We start from the raw sequence: 25458 nt of genomic DNA, 5'->3' as shown, positions 1-25458 counted from the left end.
GCGGCCCGATCCTTGCGGATTTCGCCTCGGAAGAGAGATTTCCCATGGCATGGACCGCGAATTCGACCCGAAACGAGACACCGCCCATCGCGCGCGGCGGGTGGCTCGACGCCCTGCGTTTCATTGTGGCCTCGATGATCATCCTGCATCACTTCCAGGCGGCGGGCCCGGTTCCGCTGGCGGAAAGCCTGCATCCGGTGTTCGAGCGCGGCGGCTTTCTGCTGACCAACTTCTTCCTGATCGACAGCGGCTATGTGCTGATGCGCGTCTATGGCGGCGCCGTCGGACGCGGCGCGATGTCGCCGGGCGACTTCTTCATCAAGCGGTTCCTGCGCGTCTATCCGGCGCATCTGATGATGGGTCTGGCGCTGGTGGCGCTGGTGTTGCTGAGCGCCGCGTTCGGCATGTCGCCGCGCAATCCGGAATGGTTCGCCTGGGACCAGTTGCCGGCACAGCTGACCCTGACCCAGGCGTTCGGCATTCACGGCGGCCTGGGCTGGAACGCACCGAGCTGGTCGATCTCGGCCCTCGTCGGCTGCTATGTCCTGTTCCCCTATGTCCTGCGGACGCTGAAGAGCGTCGGGCCGTGGGGCGCGCTGGCGGGCGTCATCCTGCTGTATCTCGTCGCCAACGAAGCCTGCCACGCCTTCCTCGGCTATCCCGTCTATCAGATGCCCCTGAAGTTCGGCTTCCTGCGGGCCCTGCCGCTGTTCATTCTCGGCATGGGGCTGGCGGTGTTTTCGGAGAAGGTGTTCGTGGCGCCGCGCATGGCCCGGATCATCGGTGTCGCGGCGGCGGTGGGGCTGGCGATCGTGCAGTTCGACGGCAAGAACGCCTTGATCTCGTTGACCTTCATCTCCCTGATCATCCTGGCGGCAGGCGCGATCCCGGTGCTGCGACCCTCGAAGCTGATCGAGCGGGCCAGCGTCGTCTCCTTCTCGATGTTCATCACCAATGAGGTGGTGCGGATCGCCTGGTTCGGCGTCGCCAATGTCCTGATCGCCAAGTACGCCCTGTCCACTGACGCTCAGTGGGCCATCTGGGGTGCAGGCGTCCTGGCCGCCGTCGGCTTCGCCTTCGCCTTCCACGCCTTGATCGACGACCCGATGCAGACCTGGATCAAGCGCCGGCTAGCGCGCGGTCGGACCTCGCGCCGGCCGGTCGAACAGGGCGCGGTGGTCTCGATCGAGGGGTAGCCGCAATCCTCCCCATCGGGGGAGGCGGCTCGAAGCGCAGCGCAGAGAGGGATGGGGGCATCCGCGAACGCCGGCGTGAGCCATTGGCCCCCTCCACCGATTCGCGGTCCCCCTCCCCCATCGGGGGAGGATTTAGTCGCCCGAGTTCAGGTGCAGAATGTTGCCGTCCGGATCCTTGAACCAGACCATTCGGAAGTCGCCCATTTGGTGGACGCCGTTCTCGTAGGTCGCGCCCTCCATGTCATAATGCTCGAAGGTCACGCCCTTGCCGGCCAGTGCAGCGACGATGCTCTCGATCTCGTCGCCGACGCCCCAGACGACGGCGTTGGCCTTGTTGGTCCCGGCAAACTCAGAGACGTAGACGCAGATCACCGTCCCGCCGGTCTTGTACATGGCGACGTCGTCGCCGGATTTCGGCTCGAGTTTCAGGCCGAGCGTCTCGCCGTAGAAGGCCTTGGCGCGGTCCAGATCCTTCACGCCGACGATGGCGGCGGAGTCCTTGTCCTTCAGCATGTTCGTCTCCCTTGGCGGTTTATAGAACAGCGTCCGGACCCCGACCTGCGTTCCGTCAGGGATCGTCGGCTTGCGGGCGGACGCGCAATCGTGCGCATTGGGAGCCATGTCTCCGGGTCTGCTTCGCGACGTCTACATCACGGGAACCGGCGCGTTCCTGCCCGGCGACCCTGTCGGCGTCGAGGCGATGGAGGACTTCATCGGCCGCATCGGCGGGCGCAGTTCCGCCGTCGGTCGGCGGGCCCTGCGCTGGAACGGGGTCGAGACGCGCCACTATGCCCTGACGCCAGAGGGGCGCCCGCTGCATTCAAACGCCTCGATGACGGCGGAGGCGACGAAGGCGGCGCTGGAGGATGCGGGGTTGTCGATCGGCCAGCTGGGCCACCTCGCCACGGCCACGACCCAGGGCGACTATATCGTGCCCGGTCACGCCAGCGCGGTGCATGCGGAACTGGGGGCGGGCCCCATAGAGATCGCCAGCTATCAGTCGGTCTGCGCGTCCGCCCTGATGGCGGCCAAAGGGGCGTGGCTGCAGATCCGGGCCGGAGAAGCCGAGGTCGCGGCGGCGGCGGCGGGGGAGTTCTCGTCGCGCTGGTTCCGGCCGGAGTTCTATGAGGGCACATCGCTGCTGGACGCCAAGGGCAGGGTGCCGGTCGAGGCGGACTTCCTCAGGTTTACCCTGTCAGACGGCGCGGGCGCGGTGGTGATGGAGCGGAAACCCAGACCGGACGGCCTGTCGCTGAAGGTCGACTGGATCGACCTGACCTCCCTGGCCGGGCGGTTCGATCCCTGCATGTGGGCCGGCTCCACCTTCGCCGACCGCGCGGACATGAAGTCGGCCTGGAGCCATGCGGGGCCGGTCGCGGCCCATGCGTCGGGGTCGATCGCCCTGGTACAGGATTTCGAACTGCTGAAGATCGTCATCCGCGCCTGGATCGGGGTCTGGCTGAAGAAGGTCGATCAGGGGCGGATCGTGCCGGACGAGGTCGACCACCTGCTGTGTCACTATTCGGCCCGGTCGCTGCGGGAGGAGATCGTCTCGGTCCTGAAGAGCACTGCCGCCATGATTCCCGAGGAAAAGTGGTTTTCGAACCTGCCGACCGTGGGCAACATCGGCGCGGCCTCGATCTGGGTCATGCTGGATGCCTTCATGCGGTCGGGACGGGCGAAGCGAGGCGAGAAGGTCCTGCTGATCGTGCCCGAGAGCGGACGAGCCATGGTCGGTTTCATGATGTGCGAGGTGGTGTGATGGCGGACGGAGCGCGCATTGAGCAACGGGGGGACGACCAGGTCGCGGACACCCTTCGGAAGCTGGCGGTGGTCTTCGCCGATTTCGAACAGCGGCTGGAGGCGACGCCCCTGATCCGCAAGCTGACGCGCGGACGGTTCGAACTGACCGACTACCGGCTGTTCCTGATCAACCTGCGCCAGCAGGTGAAGGACGGCGCGCTGTGGATGTCGCGCGCGGCGTCGAACGTCGGCGAGAGCCACCTCGAACTGCGCTCGACCCTCATGCGCCATGCGGTGACCGAACATCGCGACTTCCGCCTGCTGGAGGCCGACTTCGTCTGTTCGGGCGGCGAGGTCGAGGAGATCCGCTCGGCGCCCAAGAACGTCGGCTCCGAGGCCATCTCGGCCTGGATGTTCCATGAGGCGTCGAAGCCCGATCCGTTCGGTCTGCTGGGGGCCATGTTCATCATCGAGGGACTGGGCTCGATCAAGGCCGCGCCCTGGGGCCGGCTGGTCAAGGAAAGGCTCAGCCTGCCCGACGAGGCGGTGCGCTTCCTGCTCTATCACGGCGAGAACGACGCGGAGCATATGCGCGAGTTCGAGGAGATGCTGCGCATGGTCCTGCCCGACGACGCCGTGGCCGAGCGAATCGTCATGACGGCCAAGGTGACCGCTCGCCTCTATGCGCTGCAGATCGAGGAGATCGCAGCGTGAGCCTGTCCGACGGCGGCGATACGGCCGGGTGGAAGACCGATCCGTTCGACGCGCGCCGCTATGACGCCAACGATCCCGACCCGTGGCTGGCGCTCTATCTCGACCACTCCCTGCCGATCGATCCGCAGGCCAAGCGGGCGCTGTTGCTCGGCGCGAGGTCATGGTCCCGGCGCTGGCTGTTCCCGGTCTCGCGGCCGCTGGTCTTCCTCTTCTTCGGCCTCGTGAAGGTGTTGCGGGCGATCTCGCCGAGGTATCCGAACCTGAACGGCCTGTTGCACAAGTCCATCCACTGGGGCCTGCGAACCTTCGGGTCTCCCGAGTGCAACACATTGATCCTGCGGCATTTCCACGTCGGGACGGAGCTGCTGGCCTTCATGAAGGCCAATGCGGGGATCGACCCGGCCATGGTCAAGACCGTGCCGCTGAAGCCGCTGACGCTGAAGGACCTGGAGGACAATGTCTTCCTCCAGCACGACCTGAACATCTTCAACTTCATCATCGAGCTGAACATGGCTCTGCGGGCCGCCGGCAAGGAGATCACGCCACCCGAGCGCGTCGACTTCTCCATGCTGTCGGACATCGAACCGGCGTTCGAGACCTTCCCGACCGGGTTGCTGAATCGGATCGACATCCAGACGGCGGTGGAGTTCTACACCCCCTTGTATGCCCTGATGCTGCCCCGCGCCGACTTCATGCGGGCCAGCCATTCGCTGCAGCTGGACGAAATCGTCGGCATCTATATCGGGCGGATTCTCGGGACCGACTACCACATGCATTTCGTCAAGAACGGCCACCCGCTGGTGACCCTGTCGACGCTGCAGGCGGGGTTCCGGCTGATGATGCACGGTCTGGACTGCGAGGCCATGCACGGCTGGCTGCGAGTGCTGAAGGCGAGACAGGCGGCGGGGCTGCCGCTGGATCCGAGGGACCCGACGGGCGGACCGGAGCTGGGGTAGGCCCTGTCAGTCCGTGCATCCCTGCGAAGGCGGGGACCCAGGGCTTTGGGCGATGACCTTCACCCGGCGCGCGCAAACCTCGATCCCGAGCACCGAGGTGCAGGTGAAACCTGGGTCCCCGCCTTCGCGGGGATGCACGGAAAATCTAGGGCGCTGGCGAGATGCAGACAGCCGCGTTGGCGAACAGCCGCGCCACATCCTCCGCCCGACGGTTCAGCACCATCCGCCGGTTGATCGAGCCCTTGTCGGAGACCTCGTGCGCCTCGGGGTCCGGCGGATCGGCGAGGAACAGCAGACGACCGATACGGCTGGACTGGCCGGGATTGTCGCGGTTGTGGGCGGCAAGCGCCCCGGCGACGGCCGACACGACGGCGGGGTGTCCGGTGTCCGCCCCGCCGGTCAGGCGACGGAGCCCCTCCGGATCAGCCCAGGCAAGGACGGCGACCTCGGCCTCGCCATCACCGCAGATGACGACCTCGCGCACCACGCCGGCGAGCCGGCCGAGCAGGGAATCCCTAAGGCGACCGGCGATGACGAAGGTGCCGTTCATAAGCTTGAACTGTTCCGCACGGCGGCCGGCGAAATACAGGCCGCCCTCCGGCCGGTCACGGTCGTGGAAATCGGCGAGGTCCTCCATGCGCAGGAACCCCTCCTCGTCGAAGGCCGCAGCGGTCTGGTCCGGGTCTGCGAAATAGCCGGGCGTGACGGACGGTGCCTTGACCCGCACCTCATAGACGCCGTCGCAGGGCGCCAGCTTGAACGCCGCACCCGGGACCGGCAGGCCGATGCCGACGCGGGTGTCCTCCCACCAGGTGTAGCTGATCGCCGAACCGGTCTCGGTCGAGCCGTAGCCGGAGACGAAGACGAACCGCCGTCCCGTGGCGCGCACCGCGATCCGTTGCAGCCGGTCATGCAGCGCCTGGGGCAGGCCCGCGCCGCCGAACAACATGGCGCGCAGCTCGGTAAAGAAGCGGCGGGCGAAGTCGCCATCGGCCTCCAACGCATCGGCCAGCATCGCATAGCCGTTCGGCATGGTCCCGTAGTAGCGAAGCGGAAGCTCCTTCAGGTTCCGGATCGTCTCGTCGAACTTGCCGGGCATCGGTCGCCCGTCGTCGATGTAGAGGGCGCCGCCGAGGCAGGTGATATTGGTCATCAGCGACGAGCCGGCGATGTGGCTCCAGGGCAGCCAGTCGAGCGCCTGACGGTCCCAGGCGAAGGCGTCACCCATGGCCTGGAAGCCCGAATGGGTGTTGCCCGTCGCCATGGCCATGGTGTGGATCACCGCCTTGGGCCGTCCGGTCGATCCGGAAGTCAGGAGGTAGCGGGCGGGTTTCGTCGGATCGAGGGCGGCGATGTGAGCGGACAGGTCCGGCGTCGGGAAGCCGACAGCCTCGCTGCAGTCGACGGCGCCCGGAATCCCGGACGCGGCGGTGACAATGATCGCGTCATCGGGTGCGACGGCGGCGATGGCTGCGGCGAAGAGCCCGCCCTGTTCCGCATAGACCAGGCCTGGCCGGATCAGGTCGACGACATGACGCAGCCGCTCGAAGTCGGTCGACAGCAACGAATAGTTGACGCTGACCGAGGTGACCGGGACGCCCGCCACCATTCCGGCGAAGATCAGGACCGCGTGGTTCAGCGAATTTTCCGACAGGACCAGGATCGGCCGGTCGGCGGTCACCCTGCGAACCATGAGCCAGGCGGCGACCGAAGCCACGCGCGCCCAACCTTCGCCGTAGGTCAACCGGGTCCAGTCCCGCTCCGGACCCTCTCGCCTCGCCAGCCACAGCCTGTCCGGCGTCGCATCGGCATGACGCCGGAAGGCAGCGGCCAAATTGGGGTCGTAGGGTTTCAGCGGTGCCCTGCCAGAGACGATGACCACCCCGTCGGGACGACGCTCGATCTCCACCCCCACCTCTCCGAACCGCACCGGGCGACAGGGCGCGGCGGTCAGGTCGATGGCGGAAAGCGTGTCGATCATGGGGCGATCCTAAGCCCGGCAAAGTCACTTGCAAATAAGGATTTATCGACGGGCGACGTGTGGCGCGATCTGATGCTAGGATCGACTCGGCCCAACGCAGATCGGGTTGAAGACAAAGACCAGTCCGCGTGACGCTTCCTTCCACCCGCAACCTGATCATGGGCAATCCCGTGGCCCGCGCCTTCGCCGTTACCGGCGACGCCTGGACCCAGTTGATCCTGCGCGAGGCCTTCTATGGCGCGCGGCGCTTCTCGCACTGGCGCGATCGGCTGGGTATGCCGCGCAGCGTCCTGACCGACCGGCTGAACCGGCTGACGGCGGCGGGCCTGCTGGAACAGCGCGAGGCCAAGGGGTCGGCGACGCGGATGGAATACCGGCTGACCGAGATGGGTCTCGACATGTTCGGGGTCGCCGTCATGCAGGGTCAGTGGGAGCGGAAATGGGCGCGTTCGCCGCTGCAGGAACGCTACGCCATGGCCTTCTTCGACAGGGAGACGGGCGCGCGGGTCACGCCTGCGGTCTTCGACCATGAGGGCGGTCGATCGATCGAACCGCATCACGTCCGCTGGGAGGCACGCGAGGGCCTGGTCCCCATCGCCCCGCCGACCTCGCGGCGGCGTCGTACCCAGCCGATCGAGACCGACCGGGCGATCATCGATCGCTCGACCGACATCATGGGCGATTACTGGAGCTGGGCCGTGCTGGCCGCCGCCTTCTTCCGCCTGCGCCGGTTCGACGAAATCCACGAAGCGCTGGGCGTGGCGACCAACATCCTCGCCGACCGGCTGAAAACCATGGTGTTGCAGGGGGTGCTGGAGAAGCGCCTCTATCAGCAGGCGCCGCCGCGGTTTGAATACCGGCTGACCGAGGCAGGCCGCGACCTCTATCCGATGATCATGGCCATGCACGGCTGGTCGGAGCGATGGCTGTGCCCGGACGGCTCGCCGCTGCGGCTGATCGAAACCGGGACGGGCGATCCGATCTCGGCAGTGGTCTGCGACATCGCGACCGGGCGGAAGATTGACCCGCGCAACATCCGCTGGGAGGTCGAGGCGGCGGCGCCGGTCGAGACCAGCGCCGCCTGAGTCCGATCAGAAGCTGCGGCTGATCGCGATGCCGTAGGAGCGTGGCGGACCGAAGACGCTGAAGCCCACCCCGACGTTCTTGATGATGTGCTGCTGGTATTCCTCGTCGCCCAGGTTTTTGCCGTAGACGGCGATCTTCACCCCGTTCGCGGCCTCCCATGACGCATAGGCGCCGACCAGGCTGTGGGCCGGCGAGCGGACCTCAGGATTGTTCGACGGGTCGAAGAAGAAGTCGTCCGTCCATTGATAGTCGATGCGGGCAGCCAGCTCGCCGCCCCACATGTCCCACTCGCCGTCGGCGTACAGGGTGTACTGGCTCTCGGGCGAACGCGGCAGGGTCAGGCCGTCGTAGCGGAGGATCGAAGCGCCCGAGACAGCGTTCGAGGTGAACTGGGCATCCAGCGAGGTGTAGGAACCGCCGATCGTCAGGTTGTTCGTGACCGCGAAGGCGCTCTCGATCTCATAGCCATTGACCTCGGCCTGGGCGTTGGACGTGACCAGGTTTAGACCCAGCAGTTCATAGACCTGCAGATCGTCGTACTCGAGCTTGAAGGCAGCGGCGTTGAAGCGCAGCCGGCCGTTCATCACAGTCGACTTGAGGCCGAGCTCGTAGTTGTCGAGCAGTTCCGAGCGCAGCGGCGTGCCGGCCTGGACGCCCGTCTGGGCGCCTGACGGGAAGGACCCGGCCTTGTAGCCCCGGTCGTAGGAGGCATAGAGGCGCACGTTGTCGAACAGCTCGACCGCAAGGGCGATCTTCCAGGTCGGCTCCTCGAAGCTGGCCTCAGCGCGGACGTTGTAGGGGGACCCGGTCGGCCCCAGGGGGATGCCGACGGGGGGGTTGAGACCAAGGTCATTGTCCAGGGCGACCTGATGAATCTCGCGCTCGTCATGGGTCCAGCGGGCGCCGAGAGTCAGTTCCCAGATATTGGCGAACGGAATGGTCGCCTGACCGAAGGCGGCGTAGCTCGAGTTCGCGGCCGTCTGGTTGAATGTGGTGTCACCGCCGAACGATGGCGGCGCGATCGGCAGGGCGGCCTGGACGATGAAGCGCTCCGAGCGGTCCACGTCCTCGCTGAAGTAGTAGACACCGGCGACCCAACTGACCGCTGAGTCCGGCTTGGAAACCAGGCGGACCTCCTGGCTGAACTGGCTGGCGTCCTCTGTGGCCCGGTCATCGACCATCAGCGGGAAGTTCGGGAACGGCAGCCCGCCCAGGTTATCGCGCCAGCTGTATTCGTTGTTGCGATAGGAGGTCAGGGAGACGACGTCGAAAGCCTCGGCAGCATACTCGGCCCGCACCGTGGCGCCCCAGTTGTCGCGGTCCTGATAGTTGTCGGGCGAGGAATAGCTCTGGCGAACATCCAGCCCGGTGCGAAGGCCGTTAATGAGGGCGACAAAGGCCGGAGCCGTGCTCGACGTCGTGACCGGAATACGGGCGTGACCGTCCATCCGGTCGCGAGAAACATCGACCGATCCGGTGAGGGTCCAGGGACCGGCCTCGGTCATCAGCGAGACTCGCGCGCCGAACTGGTCGCCGCCCTCCAGCCCTCGCTCTGAGGGTACGTTCTCGGCATAGCCGTCGTTGGAGTTGACGCGGACGGCCAGGCGGGCGGCCGAAGCCTCGCCCATCATGCGGTTGATCACTGCCTCGCCGCCCCATTCGTTGAAGCTGCCATAGCGCAGCAGCGCCATCGTCGTGTCTTCAAGCTGGGGCTTGCGGGTATAGACGTTCAGCGCGCCGCCCGAGGCGTTGCGGCCGTAGAGGGTGCCCTGGGGCCCGCGCAGGATCTCGACCCGCTCGATGTCGAGGAAGGCCAGGGAACTGGCTCCAGCTCGACCGATGGACACCTCGTCAATGGAGACCCCGATGGAGGGGTCGCTGGCGGCCGAGTCGCTCGTGGTGCCGACACCGCGGATGTAGAGCTGGGGCTCGCCGATATTGAACTGGGTCAGGGTCACGCCCGGCGCCTTGGACGCCACATCCTGGATGCCCTGTGCCGCCGTACGCTCCAACGTCTCGGCGTCGAAGGCGGTGATGGCGATCGGCACGTCCTGCAGCGACTGTGCGCGACGCTGGGCGGTGACGATGATGTCGTCCAGCGAGGCGGCCTCGTCCTGCGGTGCGGGCGTTCCAGTGCTTTGGGCGAAGGTCGGCGTAGCCAGGCCGGCGGCCAGAATCAGCACGGCGGCGGACGCGGTCTTCCCGATGATGGTCTTCATGTTGGCGGTCCCGTTCCCATGATTGGCCCCCTGTTGCCGGAAGCTCTACCGAGAGGCTTGCGCCAACAGACCAGATTTGCAAGTCCTTTTACGCAAGTGTTGAGCGAGGAGAGTTCATGGCCGACCGATCGCTGGAGAACCGTGTTGTCATCGTCACGGGCGCAGGGCGCGGCCTGGGTCTGGCCTATGCGCTGGATCTGGCGGCGCGGGGCGCGAGTGTGGTGGTCAACACCCGACCCAGGGCTCAAGGCCAACCGGCCTCAGCGGATGCGGTGGCCGCCCGAATCCGCGCGGAGGGCGGCAAGGCTGTGGCCTGCGCCCTGGCCGTCGAGCAGGACGGAGCCGGAGACCGGCTCCTTGCGGCGGCGCTGGACGGGTTCGGTCGCATCGACGGGCTGATCAACAACGCCGGGGTGCCCGAGGCGATGAGCCTGCACAAACAGAGCGTCGAACAGGTGCGGGGCGTCTTCGACATCAACTTTTTTGGAACCCTGACGGCGACCCTGCCGATCTATCGGCACATGCGCGAACAAGGGGCGGGCCGAATCGTGATGACCACCTCGGCGGCCGGGCTGCACGGGGTGCACGGCATGGCGGCCTATTCGGCGTCGAAGGCAGCAGTGATCGGCCTGATGCGGGTCATCGCCCTGGAGGGCGCGTCCAAAGGCGTCCACGCCAATGCCGTCGCGCCCTACGCCCTGACCGCCATGACCGAGAAATACGTCAATGACGCCACCGCCGCAGCCATGCCCGCCGAACTGGTCGCGCCCGTGGTCAGCTGGCTGGTCAGCGCAGGTTGTCAATTGAACGGCGAGACCCTGGTCGCCGGGGCCGGCAAGGTACGGCCCGCACATCGGATCGAGGGGCCGGGACTGGATTTCGGGCGGGATCCGGACATGCCGCTGGAACGGTTCAACGCGGGCCGCGAGGCGATGATGTCTGTCGAGAGCTGGACGCGTCCCTCTGACGGCAACACCGCTTTCGAGGAGTTCCTGGCCGCCACGCCTCCCGGGGCGTGAGACCTGACTTGCGTTAAGATACCGCCGCGCGTAACTTGCCTTTCTGGATGGATGGAGCTTGAGCCATGGCCGACGACGCCGCCGTAGCCCGCAGGATCTCGACCGGCGAATTGACCGGCCTTAACACCCTGAATCCCTATCTGCAGGGCCTGTACGAGCCCGTCGCGGCCGAGACGACGGCGCTGGAACTGCCGGTCATCGGCGAGATCCCGAAGGATCTGCACGGGTCCTTCGTCCGCAATGGCCCGAATCCACATGAGGCGGCCGAGGGGATGCACCACTGGTTCGACGGCGACGGCATGATCCACGCCGTCTATTTCGAGAACGGCAAGGCGGAGTACCGCAACCGCTATATCGGCACCGACGACTATCGCGCCGAGAAGGCTGGCAAGGCGATCGGCGCCGGCGGTGTCCTGATGCCGTCGTCGAAGTCGCGGCCGGATTCGACGCGGGGCGAGCTTGTCTACAAGGACACGGCCAACACCGACCTGGTCTTCCACAACGGCTCGCTGATGGCCCTGTGGTACATCTCCGGAAAGCCGGTGCGGGTCGATGCGCGCACCCTTGAGACGCTCGGCAACGAGACCTTCGGCGGCGGCCTGTCACGCCACGTCTCGGCCCATGGAAAGGTCGATCCGAGGACCGGTGAGTTCTGCTTCTTCGACTATTCCCTGACAGAGCCTTGGATGACCTGGGGCGTCGTGTCGAAGGACGATGTCCTGACCAACTTCCAGCGCGTCGACCTGCCCGGTCCGCGCCTGCCGCATGACATGGGGCTGACCGAGAACTACGTCATCCTGCACGACCTGCCGGTGGTCTTCACCGAGGGCGGGCTGCGCAACCACATGTGGCAGATCAAGGTCGCCGATCAGCCGGCCCGGTTCGGCGTCGCGCCCAAGAACGGCAGGGGCGACCAGATCAAATGGTTCGAGACCGACACCTGCTACATCTATCACGTCGTCAATGCCTGGGAAGACGGCGACGAGGTCGTCATGACCGCCTGTATGATGCAGCCGAACGGCTTCCCGCCGAACCCGGCCTATGGCCCCTACGCCTCGATGGTCAACGTTCTGGCGCTGAACGCCGTGCCGGTCGAGTGGCGGATGAACATGGTCACGGGCGAGGTGAAGAAACGCCAGCTCGACGACCGCATCGGCGAGTTCCCGGTGATCAACCTCGACCACACCGGCGCCAAGACGCAATGGTCCTACCATGTGTCGATGGCGCCCGAGGAACTGCAGCGGTTCGATGGTCTGCTGAAATACGATCTCGGCACCGGTCAGGCGCAGGAATACAAGTTCGGCGGCGGCATCGGCGGGTCCGAGCCCGTGTTCGCACCCCGCGTCGGATCGACCTCCGAAGACGAAGGCTATGTTGTGGTCTTCGCCACGGCGCCGGACGGAACCTCCGAGGTTCAGGTCCTGAACGCCCAGGACTTCGACAAGGGCCCGATCGCACGGATCCCCCTGCCCGTCCGCGTTCCAGCCGGATTCCACGGAACCTGGGCGCCCGGCGACCAGATCGCGTCCTGATCCGAACCTCGGGGAGTAGCTTGTGACCGCATACATTCTGGACGCCGTGCGCACGCCGCGCGCCAAGGCCCGCCCCGACGGAGGCCTGGCCTCGATGAAGCCGCATGAGCTGATCGGCGGTTTGATCGACGCCCTCGACGCCCGCAACGGCGGCGCGGCGCGGAAGGTCGACGCCCTGATTCTGGGAGCCGTCGGCCAGGTCGGGGCGCAGGGCGCGAACGTCGCCCTGGTGTCCAAGATGTACGCCGGCCTGCCGGACGAGGCCTATGCCTATTCGATCAACAACTACTGCGTCTCGGGTCTGACCGCGATCGGGCAGGCCGCGCAGATGGTCGAGGCGGGCGGGGCGAAAACCGCTCTGGCCGGCGGGGTCGAGATGATGTCGCGCGTGCCTTTCATGGGTGACAAGGCCGACTACTACGAGGACGCCAGCTTCCCGCCGCGCACCCGCTACATCCCCGTCGTCATCGCCGCAGACCGGTTGGCAGAGGACCTCGGCGTCAGCCGCGAGGAGATGGACGCCGCGGCCCTCACCTCGCAGCAAAGGACGGCCGCCGCCGAGGGCACGCCGCTGGTCAAATCCCGAATCCCGCTCAACGGCCTCGACAAGGAGGAACCGGCCCGGGGCTCGACCACCGCCGAGAGCCTGGCCGCCATGCCCGCCGCCTTTGGCGCGCTGGGCGAACAGTATGCCGAGGCTCTAGAAGGCAGGGTCATCGACCACCGACACACCGTCGCCCACGCCCCGCCGATGTGCGACGGCGCCGGCCTCGCCATCGTCACCGGCGAGGCGGCCGGGGCGCGCGCGAAGATCGTCGCCTATGCCGAGGCGGGCGGCGACCCGGCCGCGTCCCTGACCGCCGGGTTCACGGCCATGGACCGGGCGCTGGCCAGGGCGAACCTGAGCCTCGACGACATGGACCGGATCGAGTTCATGGAGGCCTTCGCCGTCACCATCGTCAAGTTCATGCGCGAGCGAAAGGTCGACCCCGACAAGGTCAATGTCGGCGGCGGCCACATGGCCAAGGGCCACCCGATGGGGGCGACCGGCGCCATCCTGCTGTCGTCGCTGCTGGATGCGCTCGACGCCTGCGAAGGACGCTACGGCATCGTCGTGGCGCACGGAGCTCAGGGCGTCGGCTCGGCGATGATTGTCGAGCGACTGGGCTGATGGACGGGTCCGCGACCAGCCTGGACGACCGCCGCAGTGCGCTGATCGCGCGCCATGCCCCGACGCTGGCGTGCGCCATCGACGCGGTCGAGACCCGCAAGAGCTGGAGCCCCTACAGCGACAGTCCGTCCACGAAGATCCACGGCCCCGACAAGCCGGGCGCCGGCAAGGCGGCGTTCGAGGCGCGTCTGGGCACGGCCTTCGACCTGGGCCAGCCCGGCGGCGTCGGCGAGGTCGGCGAGGAGGTCTCGCCCTTTACCCAGAAGCCGCTCGGCATCCGCTATCCGCAGAGCGATCCGGAGGCCCTGGTCGCTTCGGCCGTCAGCGCCATGGGCGACTGGCGCGAGGCCGATTTCGAACTGCGCATCGCCCTGTGCCTGGAGATCGCAGCCCGTCTCTACGACCGAAATTTCGAGATGGCCCACGCGGTCATGCATGTCGCCGGCCAGAGCTATACCCAGGCGTTCAGCGGCTCCGGCCCCAATGCGCTGGACCGGGGCGTCGAGGCGCTCGCCTATGCTGCCAAGGCGATGCGCGATGTGGCCCCGTCGGCGACCTGGCGCCGCACCTTCGCCGGTGAACAGGTCACCCTGGGGAAGACCTATGTGCTGGTCCCGCGCGGCGTGGGGCTGGTGATCTGCTGCGCCTCCTTCCCGACGTGGAACGCCTATCCGGCGATGTTCGCCAGCCTGGCCACCGGCAATCCGGTCATCGTCAAGCCGCACCCCATCGCCATCCTGCCCATGGCCATCGTGGTCGAGACCAGCCGCGCGGTCCTGGCCGAGTTCGGCTTCGACCCCAACCTGGTGACGCTCGCCGCCGATACCCTCACAGAGCCGGTCGCGCAGACGCTGGTCGACGACCCGCGCGTGCAGATCATCGATTTCACCGGCAGCCCCCGCTACGGCGGCTATCTGGAACGCACCGTCGTCGGCAAGCAGCTGTTCACCGAGACGGCCGGGGTCAACACGGTGGTCATCGAGAGTGTCGCCGATCTCAACGCCGTCGCGCGCGCCGTCGCCCGTTCGTCCAGCCTGTTCTCGGCCCAGATGTGCACCAGCCCGCAGGTGATCTACATCGCGCCCGATCTGTTCGAGCCCATGTCCGCCGCCATCGTCGAAGAGATCGACGCCATCGCCTCCGACCCCGCGCAGGCGGCCGGCATCATGGGCGCGATCCAGGGCGAGGTGTCCCTGACGGTCGTGGCCGAGGCGCGCGCCGCCGTCACGGACCTGGCCGGGGTGCGGACGCTCCGCGAACCCGCACCCTACGCCCATCCGCAGTTCCCGGCCGCCCGCACCCTGACCCCGCTGGTCATCGCCGTGGAGGACGGCCAACACGGCGATCTGTATGCGGAGGAACGGTTCGGTCCGGTCCTGTTCCTGGTAAGGAAGGACGCCGGCGAGGCGGTCATGGAGGCGACCTGGCTGGCGAAGACGAAGGGGTCGATCTCGTCCTACCTCTATTCGACCGACGAGGATTTCATCGACAGCGCCACGCCCGCCTACGAGGCCGCCGGAGCGAACCTGTCGATCAACCTGACCGGCGCGATGTGGATCAACTTCGCCGCCGCCTACAGCGACTATCACGTCACGGGGCTGAACCCGGCGGGCAACGCCTGCCTCGCGGACCTCGCCTTCGTCGCTTCGCGTTTCCGCATAGTCCAACGAAGACGGCCCGGGGCGTGAGCGGCGACGTCTTCATCGCCGGGATTTCGATGACCCGCTTCGGCAAGCGGCCGGACGACAGCGTCAAGTCGCTGACCGCCGAGGCCGTGAAGGCGGCCCTTGCCGACGCGGGCGCCGCCGTCAGCGACATCGAGGCGGCCTGGTTCTCCAACACGCGCCAGCCGATGCTGGAGGGCCAGAACACGGTACGGGGCCAGATCGCCCTGCGGCCGCTGGGCCTGACCGGTATTCCGGTCGTGAACGTCGAGAACGCCTGCGCCTCCGGCTCTACGGCGCTCCTCTCGGCAATCCACTGGATCAAGGCCGGCGCGGGCGATATCGCCCTGATCGTCGGGGTCGAGAAGATGGTCTGGCCGGACCGCCCCGAGCGCGTCGCTGCGGCCTTCGCCGGCGGCACGGACATCCACGACCGCGAGGGGGTCGTCGCCTATATCCGGTCGATGGGCGGCGAGGACCCCGGGCCCGATCGCAGCCTGTTCATGGACCTCTATGCCGCCCAGGCCCGCGCCCATATGGCTCGCCACGGCACGACCCAGGAAGACTTCGCCCGTATCGCGTCCAAGAACCACACCGTCGGCGCCCTGAACGAGCGCGCCCAGTACCGCACGCCCATGACGGTCGACCAGGTCCTGGCCGACAAGCCCGTGGTCTTCCCCTTCACCCGCGCCATGTGCGCCCCTGTCAGCGACGGTGCGGCGGCGGCGGTGGTCTGTTCGGCGGCCGGTCTGGCGCGCCTGTGCGGGCCGGGCCGGGCTGTCCGCGTGCGCGCCTGCGTCCTCGTCAGCGCCAGCGACCGGGCGGCAAACGACCTCGAGAATCATATCGGCCGCCGCGCGGCGGCGAAGGCCTACGAACAGGCCGGCATCGGGCCGGTCGCCGTCGATCTCGTTGAGGTCCATGACGCCACCTCCTATGCCGAGGTGCAGCAAATCGAGAACCTGGGTCTGGCCGAACCGGGCACCGTCGGCGCCCGCCTTCGCGCAGGCGACTTCGCCCTGGGCGGCCGGACGCCGGTCAATCCGTCGGGCGGTCTCGTGTCCAAGGGGCATCCGGTCGGGGCGACCGGGATCGCCCAGCTGTTCGAGTTGGCCACCCAGTTGCGCGGCGAGGCCGGGGCGCGGCAGGTCGAGGGGGCGCGCATCGCTGCGGCCGAGAACGGCGGCGGCTTCCTCGGCGTCGAGGAAGCCGCGACCGTCGTGACCATTCTGGAGCGGGCGGCATGATCCACCCGATCCGCGCCCTCTATGACAACCGGGCCGCCAAGGCCGATCGTCCCGCCCTGTTCGATGGCGATGTGACCCTGACCCACAGCGAATTGATCTCACAGGTCGAGGCGGCGGCCGGCGATCTGGCGGCGCGCGGCGTCGGACCGGGCCACCGTGTCGGACTGTGCGCGCGGAACAGCTGGCGCCACGTCGTGGCCTATCTGGCCATCCTCCGGGCCGGCGCGGTGTGGACGCCGCTCAATCCCCGCAACGGCGCCCGTTTGAACAGCGACTTCCAGGCGCGCGCGAATCTCGCCCTGACCCTGATCGACGCCGCATCGAGCGAGTCCGCCGGCGCCTCAGCCAACCCCCTGTCGCTGGAGACCTGGCTGGATGGCCTGGGCGCGGCGACGCCGCCTCCGATCACGGATGATCCCGACGCGCCGTTCGCCCTGAAGTTCACCGGCGGCTCCACCGGCGTGCCCAAGGGCGTTGTCCAGAGCCAGGCCAGCGGCGCGGCGGCGTTGCGCTCGCTGTCCGACTTCTACGGTTTCACTGCCGGCGACATGAACCTGGCCGTCGCGCCCCTGACCCACGGGTCATCGCACTACGTCCTGCCGGTGCTGGCGGCGGGCGGAGCGCACATCCTGCTGGCCGAACCCGACCGCGCGGCGATACTGACCGAGCTCAAGACGAGGGTGACCACCGTCTTCATGCCGCCGACCCTGATCGCCTTGCTGATGGGCGAGGCCGAGTTCCAGCCCGACGACTTCCCCCGCCTGCGCCACCTGACCTATTCCGCCGCGCCCATGTCGCCGGACCGGATCGCCCAGGCTATCGCCCGTTTCGGCCCCGTCGTCTCCACCCTGTACGGCCAGACCGAGGCGCCCATGACTATCGCCGGACTGTCGCCCGCGGAGATGGCCGATCCCGATAAGAGGGCCAGCGTCGGACGGCCATTCGCGGACACGCCCGTCCGCTTGCTGACGGCCAACGGAGATCTGATCGAGCGGGGCGAGGGCGAGATCGTGGTCGGCGGCGACCTGACCCGGACCCACTATCTGGACGCGCCCGAGTTGACGGCGGCTTTGCGCCTTGAGGGCTGGCTGAAGACAGGAGACATCGGCCGGATCGACGACAACGGTCTGCTGAATCTCATCGGCCGGTCCAAGGACCTGATCATTACCGGCGGCTACAATGTCTATCCGGGCGAGGTCGAGGCGGCGCTGAACCTGCATCCGATGGTGCGCGAGGCGTGCGCCTTTTCCGAGCCCGACGACGTCTGGGGCGAGCGTCTGGAGGCGGCGGTCTCTGTAGCCCCCGATGCGGACGCCGCCGCCATCACCGCCTTCGTCCGGGACCGGATGGGCCCGGTGCGCACGCCCAAGCGGCTGCACCTGCTGGACGCCCTGCCCCGCAATCCGGTCGGCAAGGTGGTGCGAGACGACGTCCGCGCCCTGTGCCGCCGAAGCCAATCCAAGACGCTGGAGACCGTCCCATGATCGTGATCCCGAAGGACCGCATCAAGGAGATGAAGTCGAAGGGCTGGTGGGGCGACCAGACCCTGGACGACCTGTTCCAGAAACATGTCGCCGCCCATCCTGACATCGAGGCTCTGGTCGATCCGTTGAACGCAGCCGATGTCGTCGGCGGCCAGCCCGACCGCCTGACCTGGCGCGAAACCGCCCATGCCGTCGATCGGCTGGCGGCCGTCCTGGTCGCGCATGGGATCACCAAGGACAAGGTCGTGGTCATCCAGCTGCCCAATATCGCCGAACTCAGCATCGCCTATCTGGCCTGTCTGCGTCTCGGCGTGATCGCCAGCCCGGCCCCGGTCCAGTACCGCCAGAGCGAGCTGGCCTACATCATCGACCGGACCGATGCCGTCGCCGCGATCACCGCCGACCGGATCGGGAAGCAGCAGCACGGCCAGATGATCGTCGCGCTCAAGGCCCGCTGCCCGACGCTGAAGACCGTTTTCGTCCTGGGCGAGACCTGTCCGGCCGGCGCGCTCGATCTCGAACCCCTGATGGACGGGGTCACCGGCAAACAGCACCGCGCGGCGCAGAAGGCGGCCAGGGACGCCCGCATCACCGCCGATGACATTGTCACCATCTGCTGGACGTCCGGCACCGAGGCCCAGCCGAAGGGCGTGCCCCGCAGCCATAACGAATGGATCATCATGGGCGCCGGCGTCATCGACGCAGCGGACCTGGAGCCGGGGGCGAGGCTTCTGAACCCGTTCCCCATGGTCAATATGGCCGGCATCTCGACGGCCTTCGTCGGCTGGCTTCTGCTGGGCGGCGTGCTGATCCAGCACCAGCCGTTCGACCTGCAGATCCTGCTGCGCCAGATCCGCGAGGAGAGGATCGACTACACCGTCGCCCCGCCCGCCGTGCTGAACCTGCTGCTGCAGAACGAGGCGCTGCTGGAGGGCATCGATTTCAAACGATTGAAGTCCATCGGCTCGGGCTCTGCGCCCCTGTCGGAATGGATGGTGCGGACCTTCCACGAGAAGCACGGCGTGCAGATCGTCAACTATTTCGGCTCCAACGAAGGGGCCTCCTTCCCCAGCGCTCTGAAGGACATTCCGGACCCGGCCGAGCGCGCCACCCTGTTTCCGCGCCTGGGCGACGGGTTCAAATGGAACTGCCTGCTCCATGACCGGATCTTCACCCGGCTGGTCGATCCGGAGACGGAGCGGGAGATCACTCAATCGGGCCAGCCCGGCGAGCTGCGGGTCAAGGGCGCGACCATCTTCTCGGGCTACTGGCGCGCTCCGGAGATCAATGCCCGGGCTTTCGAAAAGGATGGCTGGTTCCGCACCGGCGACCTGTTCGAACTGGCCGGCGACCGGCTGCAGTATCTGAAGTTCGTCGGCCGGCTGAAGGACATCGTCATCCGGGGCGGGATGAACATCTCTTCCGAGGAGATCGAGAACCATCTCGTCGCCCATCCGGCGATCGCCGAGGCCGCCGTGGTCGGTTCGCCCGACGCGAACCTGGGCGAGCGTCTGGCGGCCTTCGTCGTCTATCGGCCAGGCCAGACGGCGACGATGGAAGAGATCAATCGCTTCCTCACCGTCGAGCGTCAGGTCGCCGTCTACAAGCAGATCGAGCGGCTGGAAACGCTGGACGCCCTGCCCCGCAATCCGGTGGGCAAGGTGCTGAAACGCGACCTGCGCGCTGCCTTCAACCAGACCGAGACCGTATGACCCCCCCCTTCGACACGCTTCGCCTCCCCGTCTTCGCCGCGCCCATGTTCCTGGTCTCTGGACCAGAGATGGTCATCGCCGCCTGCAAGGCCGGGATCGGCGGGGCCTTCCCGACCACCAATTGCCGCACGGTCGAGGACCTTGATGGCTGGATGGCCCGGATCACCGGAGCCCTGAAGCCCGGCGACGCGCCCTGGATCGCCAACCTGATCACACATTCGACGAATGCGCGTCTGGCCGAGGATCTGCGCCTGGTGGCTCAGTACAAGCCGCCAGTCGTGATCACCGCCCTGGGGTCGCCGAAGCCGGTGATGGAGACGGTCAAGGCCTACGGCGGGCTGGTGTTCGCCGACGTCATCTCCATGACCTTGGCGAAGAAGGCTGCAGCTGCCGGGGTCGACGGTCTGACCTGTGTGAGCGCGGGCGCGGGCGGACACACCGGGCACCTGTCGCCCTTCGCCTTCATCTCGGCGGTGCGTGAGTTCTTTGACGGCTATATCGCGGTCGGCGGCGGCGTGGGCGACGGGGCCGGGATCGCAGGAGCGGTCGCGGCCGGGGCGGACTTCGTCTACATGGGCACCCGCTTCCTTGCGACGACCGAGAGCATGGCCCAGCCGGCCTACAAACAGATGGTCATCGACTCCGGGCCGGACGATCTGGTGGTGTCGGACTCGGTCACCGGCACTGCCGCCTCTTGGCTTAAGCCATCGCTGGCGGCCGCCGGTCACGACCCTGACAATCTGGGCGGCCCGGCCGAGCGCAACTATGCATCCGGCGGCGACAACAAGCGCTGGCGCGACATCTGGGCCGCCGGCCAGGGCGTCAAGTCGGTCAAGGCCGTGGAGCCGGTCGCCGACGTCGTCAGCCAGCTTGAGCGAGAGTACATCGCCGCAATCGAGCGCTTCGAACGCAAGACATCCAAGCGTCCGGCCCTGCGCGGGGCGGCGTGAGCGAACCTGTCCGGTTCCTGCTGGATCCGACCCTCGACGGACTGGACCTGCTGCGGCGCTGGATGGCGGCGGGCGACGGGGTCGGCGGCTTCCTGAAGCGACTGGGCGCGCATCCGGTAGAGGCGCGCGAAGGCTTCGTGCGGGTGGCGCTCGACATCGACCCGGGTCACGCCAACTTCATCGGCCTGGTCCATGGCGGAGTGACGGCGGCCCTGATCGACATGGCCGGCGGGGCGGCGGTGATGAGCATTCTGAAGCCCGGCCAGACCCTGGTGACGAGCGATCTGACAATGCGGTTCCTGAACGCCGCGCCCAGCGAGACAGCGCGGCTGGAGGCGACGGGGACGGTCATCTATCGGGACGACCGCAAGGCCGTGGTCGCGGCAGAGGTACGTTCTGATAAGGGCTTGGTGGTGGCTCAGGGGACCGTCGGCGTCGCGATCCGGGCGGTGCGCTAACATCCGTGCATCCCCGCGAAGGCGTGGACCCAGGTTTTAGCCAAGAGCACGGTGCGTGGTATCCGGGTCAACGCGCACGCGATGAGTCCCATCGCCCAAAGCACTTGGTCCCGCCTTCGCGGAGATACACGGAAACAGGGCGCCCTAAACCCCCACCACGAAACTGACCGTCGTCGTGGTCGATCCGCCGATGTTGAGGGTCTGGACGGTCTTCGCACCCTCGACCTGATAGTCGCCGGCCGTACCCGTGGTCTGCTTGAAGGCATCCAGCGCCATTCGCACGCCCGTGGCTCCCACCGGATGCCCGCAGCCGATCAGCCCGCCAGAGGCATTGATCGGCAGTTTCCCGCCCATCTCGATGTCGCCGGCCTCGATCGCCTTCCAGCTCTCGCCCGGGGCGGTCAGGCCCAGGTGGTCGATGGCCATATATTCGGTCATGGAGAAACAGTCGTGGGTCTCCACCGCGTCGATGCCCGACAGGTCGAGACCGGCCCGGGCGCGGGCGTCGTCGATGGCGCGCTTCACCTGCGGGAAGACATAGGGCTGGCCCTCGCTGGCCTTGATCTTGCGGCCGTAGTCGATCGGCGCGTTGCGGTGGCCCCAGCCCTTGATGCGGGGGATGCTCTCCAGCGGGATTCCGCGTTTCCGGGCATACTCAGCGGCGCGCTCGGGTGAGGCCAGGATGACCGCAGCGGCGCCGTCGGTGACCTGGCCGCAGTCGGTCTTGCGGACGCGGCCCTCAATGACCGGGTTGGCCTCGTCGTCGTCGGTGAAGCTGGCGTTCGAGAAGCTGTAGTTGCGGGTCTGGGCATTCGGATTGCGCCGGCCGTTCTCGAAATTGATTTGCGAGATGCGACGCAGGTGCGCCTCGTCGATGCCGTAGCGGCGGTCGTATTCCTCGGTCAGGTCCGAGAAGGCGCGTGGCCAGGCGTAGGTCGCGTCCAGATATTCGTGCCCGGCCCAGGCCGCAGCGCCCAGATGCTCGGCGGCCGTCACGCCGGGGACATTGCGCATCATCTCCAGACCCAGGACCATGGCCGTGCCGTAGCGGCCGGACTCGATATCGGCGGCGGCGGCCATGATGGCCAGACTGCCCGAGGCGCAGGCGGCCTCGTGGCGCGAGGCGGGCATGCCCGTGAACCGCTCGTCGGCCATGGCGAAGAAGCCGCCCAGCATCCCCTGCCCGGTGAACAGGTCGCCGACGAAGTTGCCGACGTGGCCCACGTCGATGTCCTCGGGCTCCAGACCGGTCTCGGCCAGGGCGCCGTGGACAGCCTCCGCGAAGCCGTCGCCGATCTCCAGCCCCTCGCGAGCATAGTTGCGCGCGAAGTCCGACTGCCAGCCGCCGAGGATATAGGTCATGTCAGGTTATCCTTACGCTGCCTTGGCCGCCAGCATCTCCTTCGAGGCCCGGATGGTCGCGCCCTGCTCCCAGGTCGCATGGGTGCCGCTGGAGATCCGCCCCGGCAGAATGATGCGCACCACCGGACCGTCGGCCAGTTTGCGCGCATCATAGATGACGCATTCGGACCGGTCCTCAATCATGTCGGTGACATAGGTGATCAGGTAGCCGTCGTCCTCCTCGGTCGCCCCGACACGCGGCGCGAAGCCGGGCTCCGAGCCATACCGTTCCGGCCCGAAGTCGATGGCCCAGCTCTCGAGCGAATCCATGTCGTGCTTGACCAGTCCGGTGAACAGGAACCAGCCGGGCCTGGACACCGCGGAATAGGCGTAGCGGTATTTCACGCCAGCGAACTGGTTGTTGATGATGCCGAACTCCAGCACCCGGTCGTCGAGCCGCTGTTCCGTCGTCTCGCCCGTCGTCAGGTTGAAGCGCCAGCGGTGCAGCTTGGGCTCCAGCATGTTCTGATCCAGGAAGGTCATGATCCGCTCATGCCCGGGCCAGGCGTCCGGACTGGTCTTGGGCACCGGATTGTCCTGGAAATAGCCGTCCAGAACGACAGTGTCGCCGTCCTCCCAGGCGTTCAGGAAGTGCAGGACGTAGGTGGCGTCGCCCTCGAACCAGCGGACGTCGTTCTCGCCGCCGAAGCGCGGAACCAGGCCGAAGCGGGACTTCAAGTCGGCGTGGAAGCGGGCGACGTGGAAGCCCTTTGGCAGCAGATCCTGCTCCCAGAACAGGGGGAAGTCGTTGAGGATCGACCAGTTCGTAGTGAAGGCCATGTCGTGCGGCAGGCGCGGCCCGGGCAGGGGCACGGGTGTGAGGTGCTTCAGCCGATTATCGGCGCCGACAACGCCGTAGTGCATGTAGGGCGCGGCCTTGGAATAGTTGAAGAACAGCAGTTCGCCCGTCTTCGGATCGACCTTGGGGTGGGCCGAGATACCCTCCGGCGGGCACCAGCCGTCCGTACCCATCGGCTCCAGCGTGTAGGGATCGATCCGATAGGCCTCGCCGCACTGGTAGAAGGTCGAGAGGATGGCGCCGGCGTGAATGATGACATCGGTCGAGGACGAGTCCTTCAGCCCCCCGTGAGCGCCCCAGCCGGGCTTCTCGGACAGCGACGGATGCTCGGCCAGACCGGCCCACAGGGCGCGACCCGCCTCCTGCTCCGCCTCGAAGCCCTTGGTGCGGACGAAGCGGTTGCGATAACTGGCCTTGCCGTCCCTGAACGAGATCGCATGCAGCATGCCGTCGCCGTCAAAAGGATGATAGCGGCCGAGAGGCTGATGCACCGGGTTTTCGGTGTTGCGCACATAGACGCCGTCGATATCGGTCGGGATCACCCCAATGACCTGCATGTCGTCGGCAGTGTGCTCATAGTGCTGAGGCGTCCAGGCGCCCTGCATATAGGGATGCTCGCGGTCGGTCAGTGTGACCTTCAACGGCGTCTGTGCGACGCCGTCCTTGAAGGATGTGCGGGCCTCGCCCGTCTGTTCCAGTCCCATCGGTCGCTCCTCAAGCCGCCGGGCCGTCGCCCAGTGGGTTGCGTTAGCATACCATGCTTGCGGCGGATGGCGAGGGGGGATTAGTATGAAAGTGAAAGCGATGCCGGACACGCCGGCAGTTGAGGGAAACGACCATGGCCGATCATACCCCGCCCGCGCTCGATTTTGACGGCCTAAGGCCGCCCAGCCCCTTCATGACGCCGGAGCATGACGCCTGGCGGAGCAAACTGCGCAGCTTCGTGAACGGCTATATCGCGCCGCATCTGGACGAATGGGACGCGGTCTCCGACTTCCCCGACAGCCTCTACAACGACGCCGCCCGGGAAGGGATCAGCGGCATGGGCTTCCGTGACGACCTGGGCGGCACCGGCGAGAACGTCGACCTGTGGCATCGGATCATCTTCGCCGAGGAGTTCTTCCGCATGGGCTCAGGCGTGGTTTTCGCCGACCTCGCCACGCCCTGGATCGCCCTGCCGCCCATCATCAATGGCGGAACGCCCGAAATGCTGGGCCGCGTCGCCCGGCCCGTGCTGGCCGGGGACAAGAAAATTGCCTTCGCTGTTACCGAACCCGGCGGCGGGTCCGACGTGTCGGGCTTCACGACGACCGCTGAGCGCAAGGGCGACGTCTTCGTTGTCAACGGCGGCAAGACCCTGATCTCCGGCGCCATGAAGGCCGACTTTCTGCTGACGGCGGTTCGCACCGGCGGCCCGGGCATGGGCGGCCTGTCGATGCTGCTGATCGAGACGGATCGGCCGGGCGTGACACGCGGCTCCCTGCCCGGCCTGCAATGGTACAACCGAAACAACGGCTGGCTGAACTTCGACAACGTCGAAGTGCCCGTGAGCAATCTGGTCGGCGTCGAGAACCGGGGATTCGCCGGCCTCGCCAGCCAGTTCAACATCGAGCGGTTCTCCGGCATCGCCGCCACCCTCGCCATGACCCGGACCTGCGTCGCCGAGGCCATCGCCTTCGCTCGCGAGCGCCAGACCTTTGGCAAACGGCTGATCGACCACCAGGTCATGCGCCACAAGATCGTGGACATGGTCCAGCGCATCAAGGTCGCCTACGCCATGCTCGATATCCTGGTCTGGCGCTTCGGCCGTGGAGAGGTTCCGGTCGCGGATCTGGCCCTGCTGAAGGTCCAGGCGACGATGACGCTGGAGCACTGCGCGCGTGAGAGCCTGCAGGTTCTCGGCGGCCGCGCCTACACCGGCGGCAACCGGGTCGAACGCATCTATCGCGAGGCCCGCATCTTCGTCATCGGCGGGGGTTCGGAAGAGATCCTGCGCGACCTGGCGGCGAAGCAGATGGGGTTCTGACGTCGCGCTGGTTCTCCCTCCGCCTGCAGGGGAGGGAAACCACCGCTTAGTGATCCGCACCCAAAAAACAGGCCCCGCTGCTCACACAGCGGGGCCCAGG

Annotated in this window: 20 protein-coding genes; 15 read left to right on the top strand and 5 right to left on the bottom strand. The window is 67.2% G+C overall.

What is annotated here, in order from left to right; all coding sequences use genetic code 11:
* Window positions 1–44: 44 nt before the first annotated feature.
* On the top strand, window positions 45–1196 hold the full coding sequence (locus tag ACP7AU_RS04515; RefSeq protein WP_426036630.1) for an acyltransferase family protein: 1152 nt from the start codon (window positions 45–47) through the stop codon (window positions 1194–1196).
* Window positions 1197–1328: 132 nt separating this feature from the next.
* On the opposite strand, the gene ACP7AU_RS04510 is transcribed toward ACP7AU_RS04515, so the two are convergent.
* Entirely contained in the window at window positions 1329–1709 is a 381-nt protein-coding gene (locus ACP7AU_RS04510) for a VOC family protein (RefSeq protein ID WP_426050644.1), read from the bottom strand.
* 106 nt (window positions 1710–1815) lie between these two features.
* Between ACP7AU_RS04510 and ACP7AU_RS04505 the strand changes: the two genes are divergently transcribed.
* From ACP7AU_RS04505 to ACP7AU_RS04495, 3 genes are read left to right on the top strand one after another with little or no spacing between them, the layout of a single operon-like run.
* On the top strand, window positions 1816–2958 hold the full coding sequence (locus ACP7AU_RS04505; RefSeq protein WP_426036626.1) for a beta-ketoacyl-ACP synthase III: 1143 nt from the start codon (window positions 1816–1818) through the stop codon (window positions 2956–2958).
* A complete protein-coding gene (locus tag ACP7AU_RS04500; RefSeq protein WP_426050643.1) occupies window positions 2958–3653 on the top strand; it encodes an iron-containing redox enzyme family protein in 696 nt (231 codons plus the stop codon). Before ACP7AU_RS04505 ends, ACP7AU_RS04500 begins: the two co-directional genes overlap by 1 nt.
* Before the next feature lie 2 nt (window positions 3654–3655).
* Window positions 3656–4609: a DUF6999 family protein gene (locus ACP7AU_RS04495; protein ID WP_426036906.1), complete on the top strand. Its 954-nt coding sequence runs from the start codon at window positions 3656–3658 to the stop codon at window positions 4607–4609.
* Between the two features lie 145 nt (window positions 4610–4754).
* On the opposite strand, the gene ACP7AU_RS04490 is transcribed toward ACP7AU_RS04495, so the two are convergent.
* Entirely contained in the window at window positions 4755–6590 is a 1836-nt protein-coding gene (locus ACP7AU_RS04490; RefSeq protein ID WP_426050642.1) for an AMP-binding protein, read from the bottom strand.
* Window positions 6591–6718: 128 nt separating this feature from the next.
* On the opposite strand from ACP7AU_RS04490, the gene ACP7AU_RS04485 reads away from it, so the two are divergent.
* Window positions 6719–7675, top strand: coding sequence for a winged helix-turn-helix transcriptional regulator (locus ACP7AU_RS04485; RefSeq protein ID WP_426050641.1), 957 nt, complete (start codon window positions 6719–6721; stop codon window positions 7673–7675).
* 6 nt (window positions 7676–7681) lie between these two features.
* Here the strand turns inward: ACP7AU_RS04485 and ACP7AU_RS04480 are convergent, their stop codons facing one another.
* On the bottom strand, window positions 7682–9895 hold the full coding sequence (locus ACP7AU_RS04480; RefSeq protein WP_426050640.1) for a TonB-dependent receptor: 2214 nt from the start codon (window positions 9893–9895) through the stop codon (window positions 7682–7684).
* A gap of 116 nt (window positions 9896–10011) precedes the next feature.
* On the opposite strand from ACP7AU_RS04480, the gene ACP7AU_RS04475 reads away from it, so the two are divergent.
* From ACP7AU_RS04475 to ACP7AU_RS04435, 9 genes are all read left to right on the top strand, one after another.
* A complete protein-coding gene (locus tag ACP7AU_RS04475; protein WP_426036616.1) occupies window positions 10012–10914 on the top strand; it encodes an SDR family NAD(P)-dependent oxidoreductase in 903 nt (300 codons plus the stop codon).
* A gap of 65 nt (window positions 10915–10979) precedes the next feature.
* Complete coding sequence (locus tag ACP7AU_RS04470) at window positions 10980–12446, top strand: carotenoid oxygenase family protein (RefSeq protein ID WP_426050639.1); 1467 nt, start codon at window positions 10980–10982, stop codon at window positions 12444–12446.
* 22 nt (window positions 12447–12468) lie between these two features.
* The gene (locus ACP7AU_RS04465) at window positions 12469–13617 is read left to right on the top strand and encodes an acetyl-CoA C-acyltransferase (protein WP_426036612.1); all 1149 of its coding nucleotides are present in this window, start codon (window positions 12469–12471) and stop codon (window positions 13615–13617) included.
* Window positions 13617–15305, top strand: a complete 1689-nt coding sequence (locus tag ACP7AU_RS04460) for an aldehyde dehydrogenase family protein (RefSeq protein ID WP_426050638.1) — start codon at window positions 13617–13619, stop codon at window positions 15303–15305. Before ACP7AU_RS04465 ends, ACP7AU_RS04460 begins: the two co-directional genes overlap by 1 nt.
* Window positions 15302–16528: a thiolase family protein gene (locus ACP7AU_RS04455; RefSeq protein ID WP_426036608.1), complete on the top strand. Its 1227-nt coding sequence runs from the start codon at window positions 15302–15304 to the stop codon at window positions 16526–16528. Before ACP7AU_RS04460 ends, ACP7AU_RS04455 begins: the two co-directional genes overlap by 4 nt.
* Entirely contained in the window at window positions 16525–18012 is a 1488-nt protein-coding gene (locus ACP7AU_RS04450; protein ID WP_426050637.1) for a class I adenylate-forming enzyme family protein, read from the top strand. The genes ACP7AU_RS04455 and ACP7AU_RS04450 overlap by 4 nt, the downstream gene beginning before the upstream one ends.
* A complete protein-coding gene (locus ACP7AU_RS04445) occupies window positions 18009–19724 on the top strand; it encodes a class I adenylate-forming enzyme family protein (protein WP_426050636.1) in 1716 nt (571 codons plus the stop codon). The genes ACP7AU_RS04450 and ACP7AU_RS04445 overlap by 4 nt, the downstream gene beginning before the upstream one ends.
* Entirely contained in the window at window positions 19721–20674 is a 954-nt protein-coding gene (locus ACP7AU_RS04440; protein WP_426036602.1) for an NAD(P)H-dependent flavin oxidoreductase, read from the top strand. The genes ACP7AU_RS04445 and ACP7AU_RS04440 overlap by 4 nt, the downstream gene beginning before the upstream one ends.
* Window positions 20671–21132: a PaaI family thioesterase gene (locus tag ACP7AU_RS04435; protein WP_426036600.1), complete on the top strand. Its 462-nt coding sequence runs from the start codon at window positions 20671–20673 to the stop codon at window positions 21130–21132. Before ACP7AU_RS04440 ends, ACP7AU_RS04435 begins: the two co-directional genes overlap by 4 nt.
* A 144-nt stretch (window positions 21133–21276) precedes the next feature.
* Here the strand turns inward: ACP7AU_RS04435 and ACP7AU_RS04430 are convergent, their stop codons facing one another.
* Together ACP7AU_RS04430 and ACP7AU_RS04425 are read right to left on the bottom strand one after the other, a co-directional pair.
* On the bottom strand, window positions 21277–22494 hold the full coding sequence (locus tag ACP7AU_RS04430) for an acetyl-CoA acetyltransferase (protein ID WP_426036598.1): 1218 nt from the start codon (window positions 22492–22494) through the stop codon (window positions 21277–21279).
* Window positions 22495–22506: 12 nt separating this feature from the next.
* Window positions 22507–24036 carry a carotenoid oxygenase family protein gene (locus ACP7AU_RS04425; RefSeq protein WP_426050635.1) on the bottom strand — a complete coding sequence of 510 codons (1530 nt, stop codon included), beginning with the start codon at window positions 24034–24036 and terminating at the stop codon, window positions 22507–22509.
* A 134-nt stretch (window positions 24037–24170) separates the two neighbouring features.
* On the opposite strand from ACP7AU_RS04425, the gene ACP7AU_RS04420 reads away from it, so the two are divergent.
* Window positions 24171–25358, top strand: coding sequence for an acyl-CoA dehydrogenase family protein (locus tag ACP7AU_RS04420; RefSeq protein WP_426050634.1), 1188 nt, complete (start codon window positions 24171–24173; stop codon window positions 25356–25358).
* The last annotated feature ends 100 nt before the right edge of the window (window positions 25359–25458 follow it).

Source organism: Brevundimonas sp. SL161 (genome assembly GCF_049896985.1).
In the GTDB taxonomy this organism is placed as follows: Bacteria; Pseudomonadota; Alphaproteobacteria; order Caulobacterales; family Caulobacteraceae; genus Brevundimonas.
This window is presented reverse-complemented; position numbering and strand designations above follow the sequence as displayed.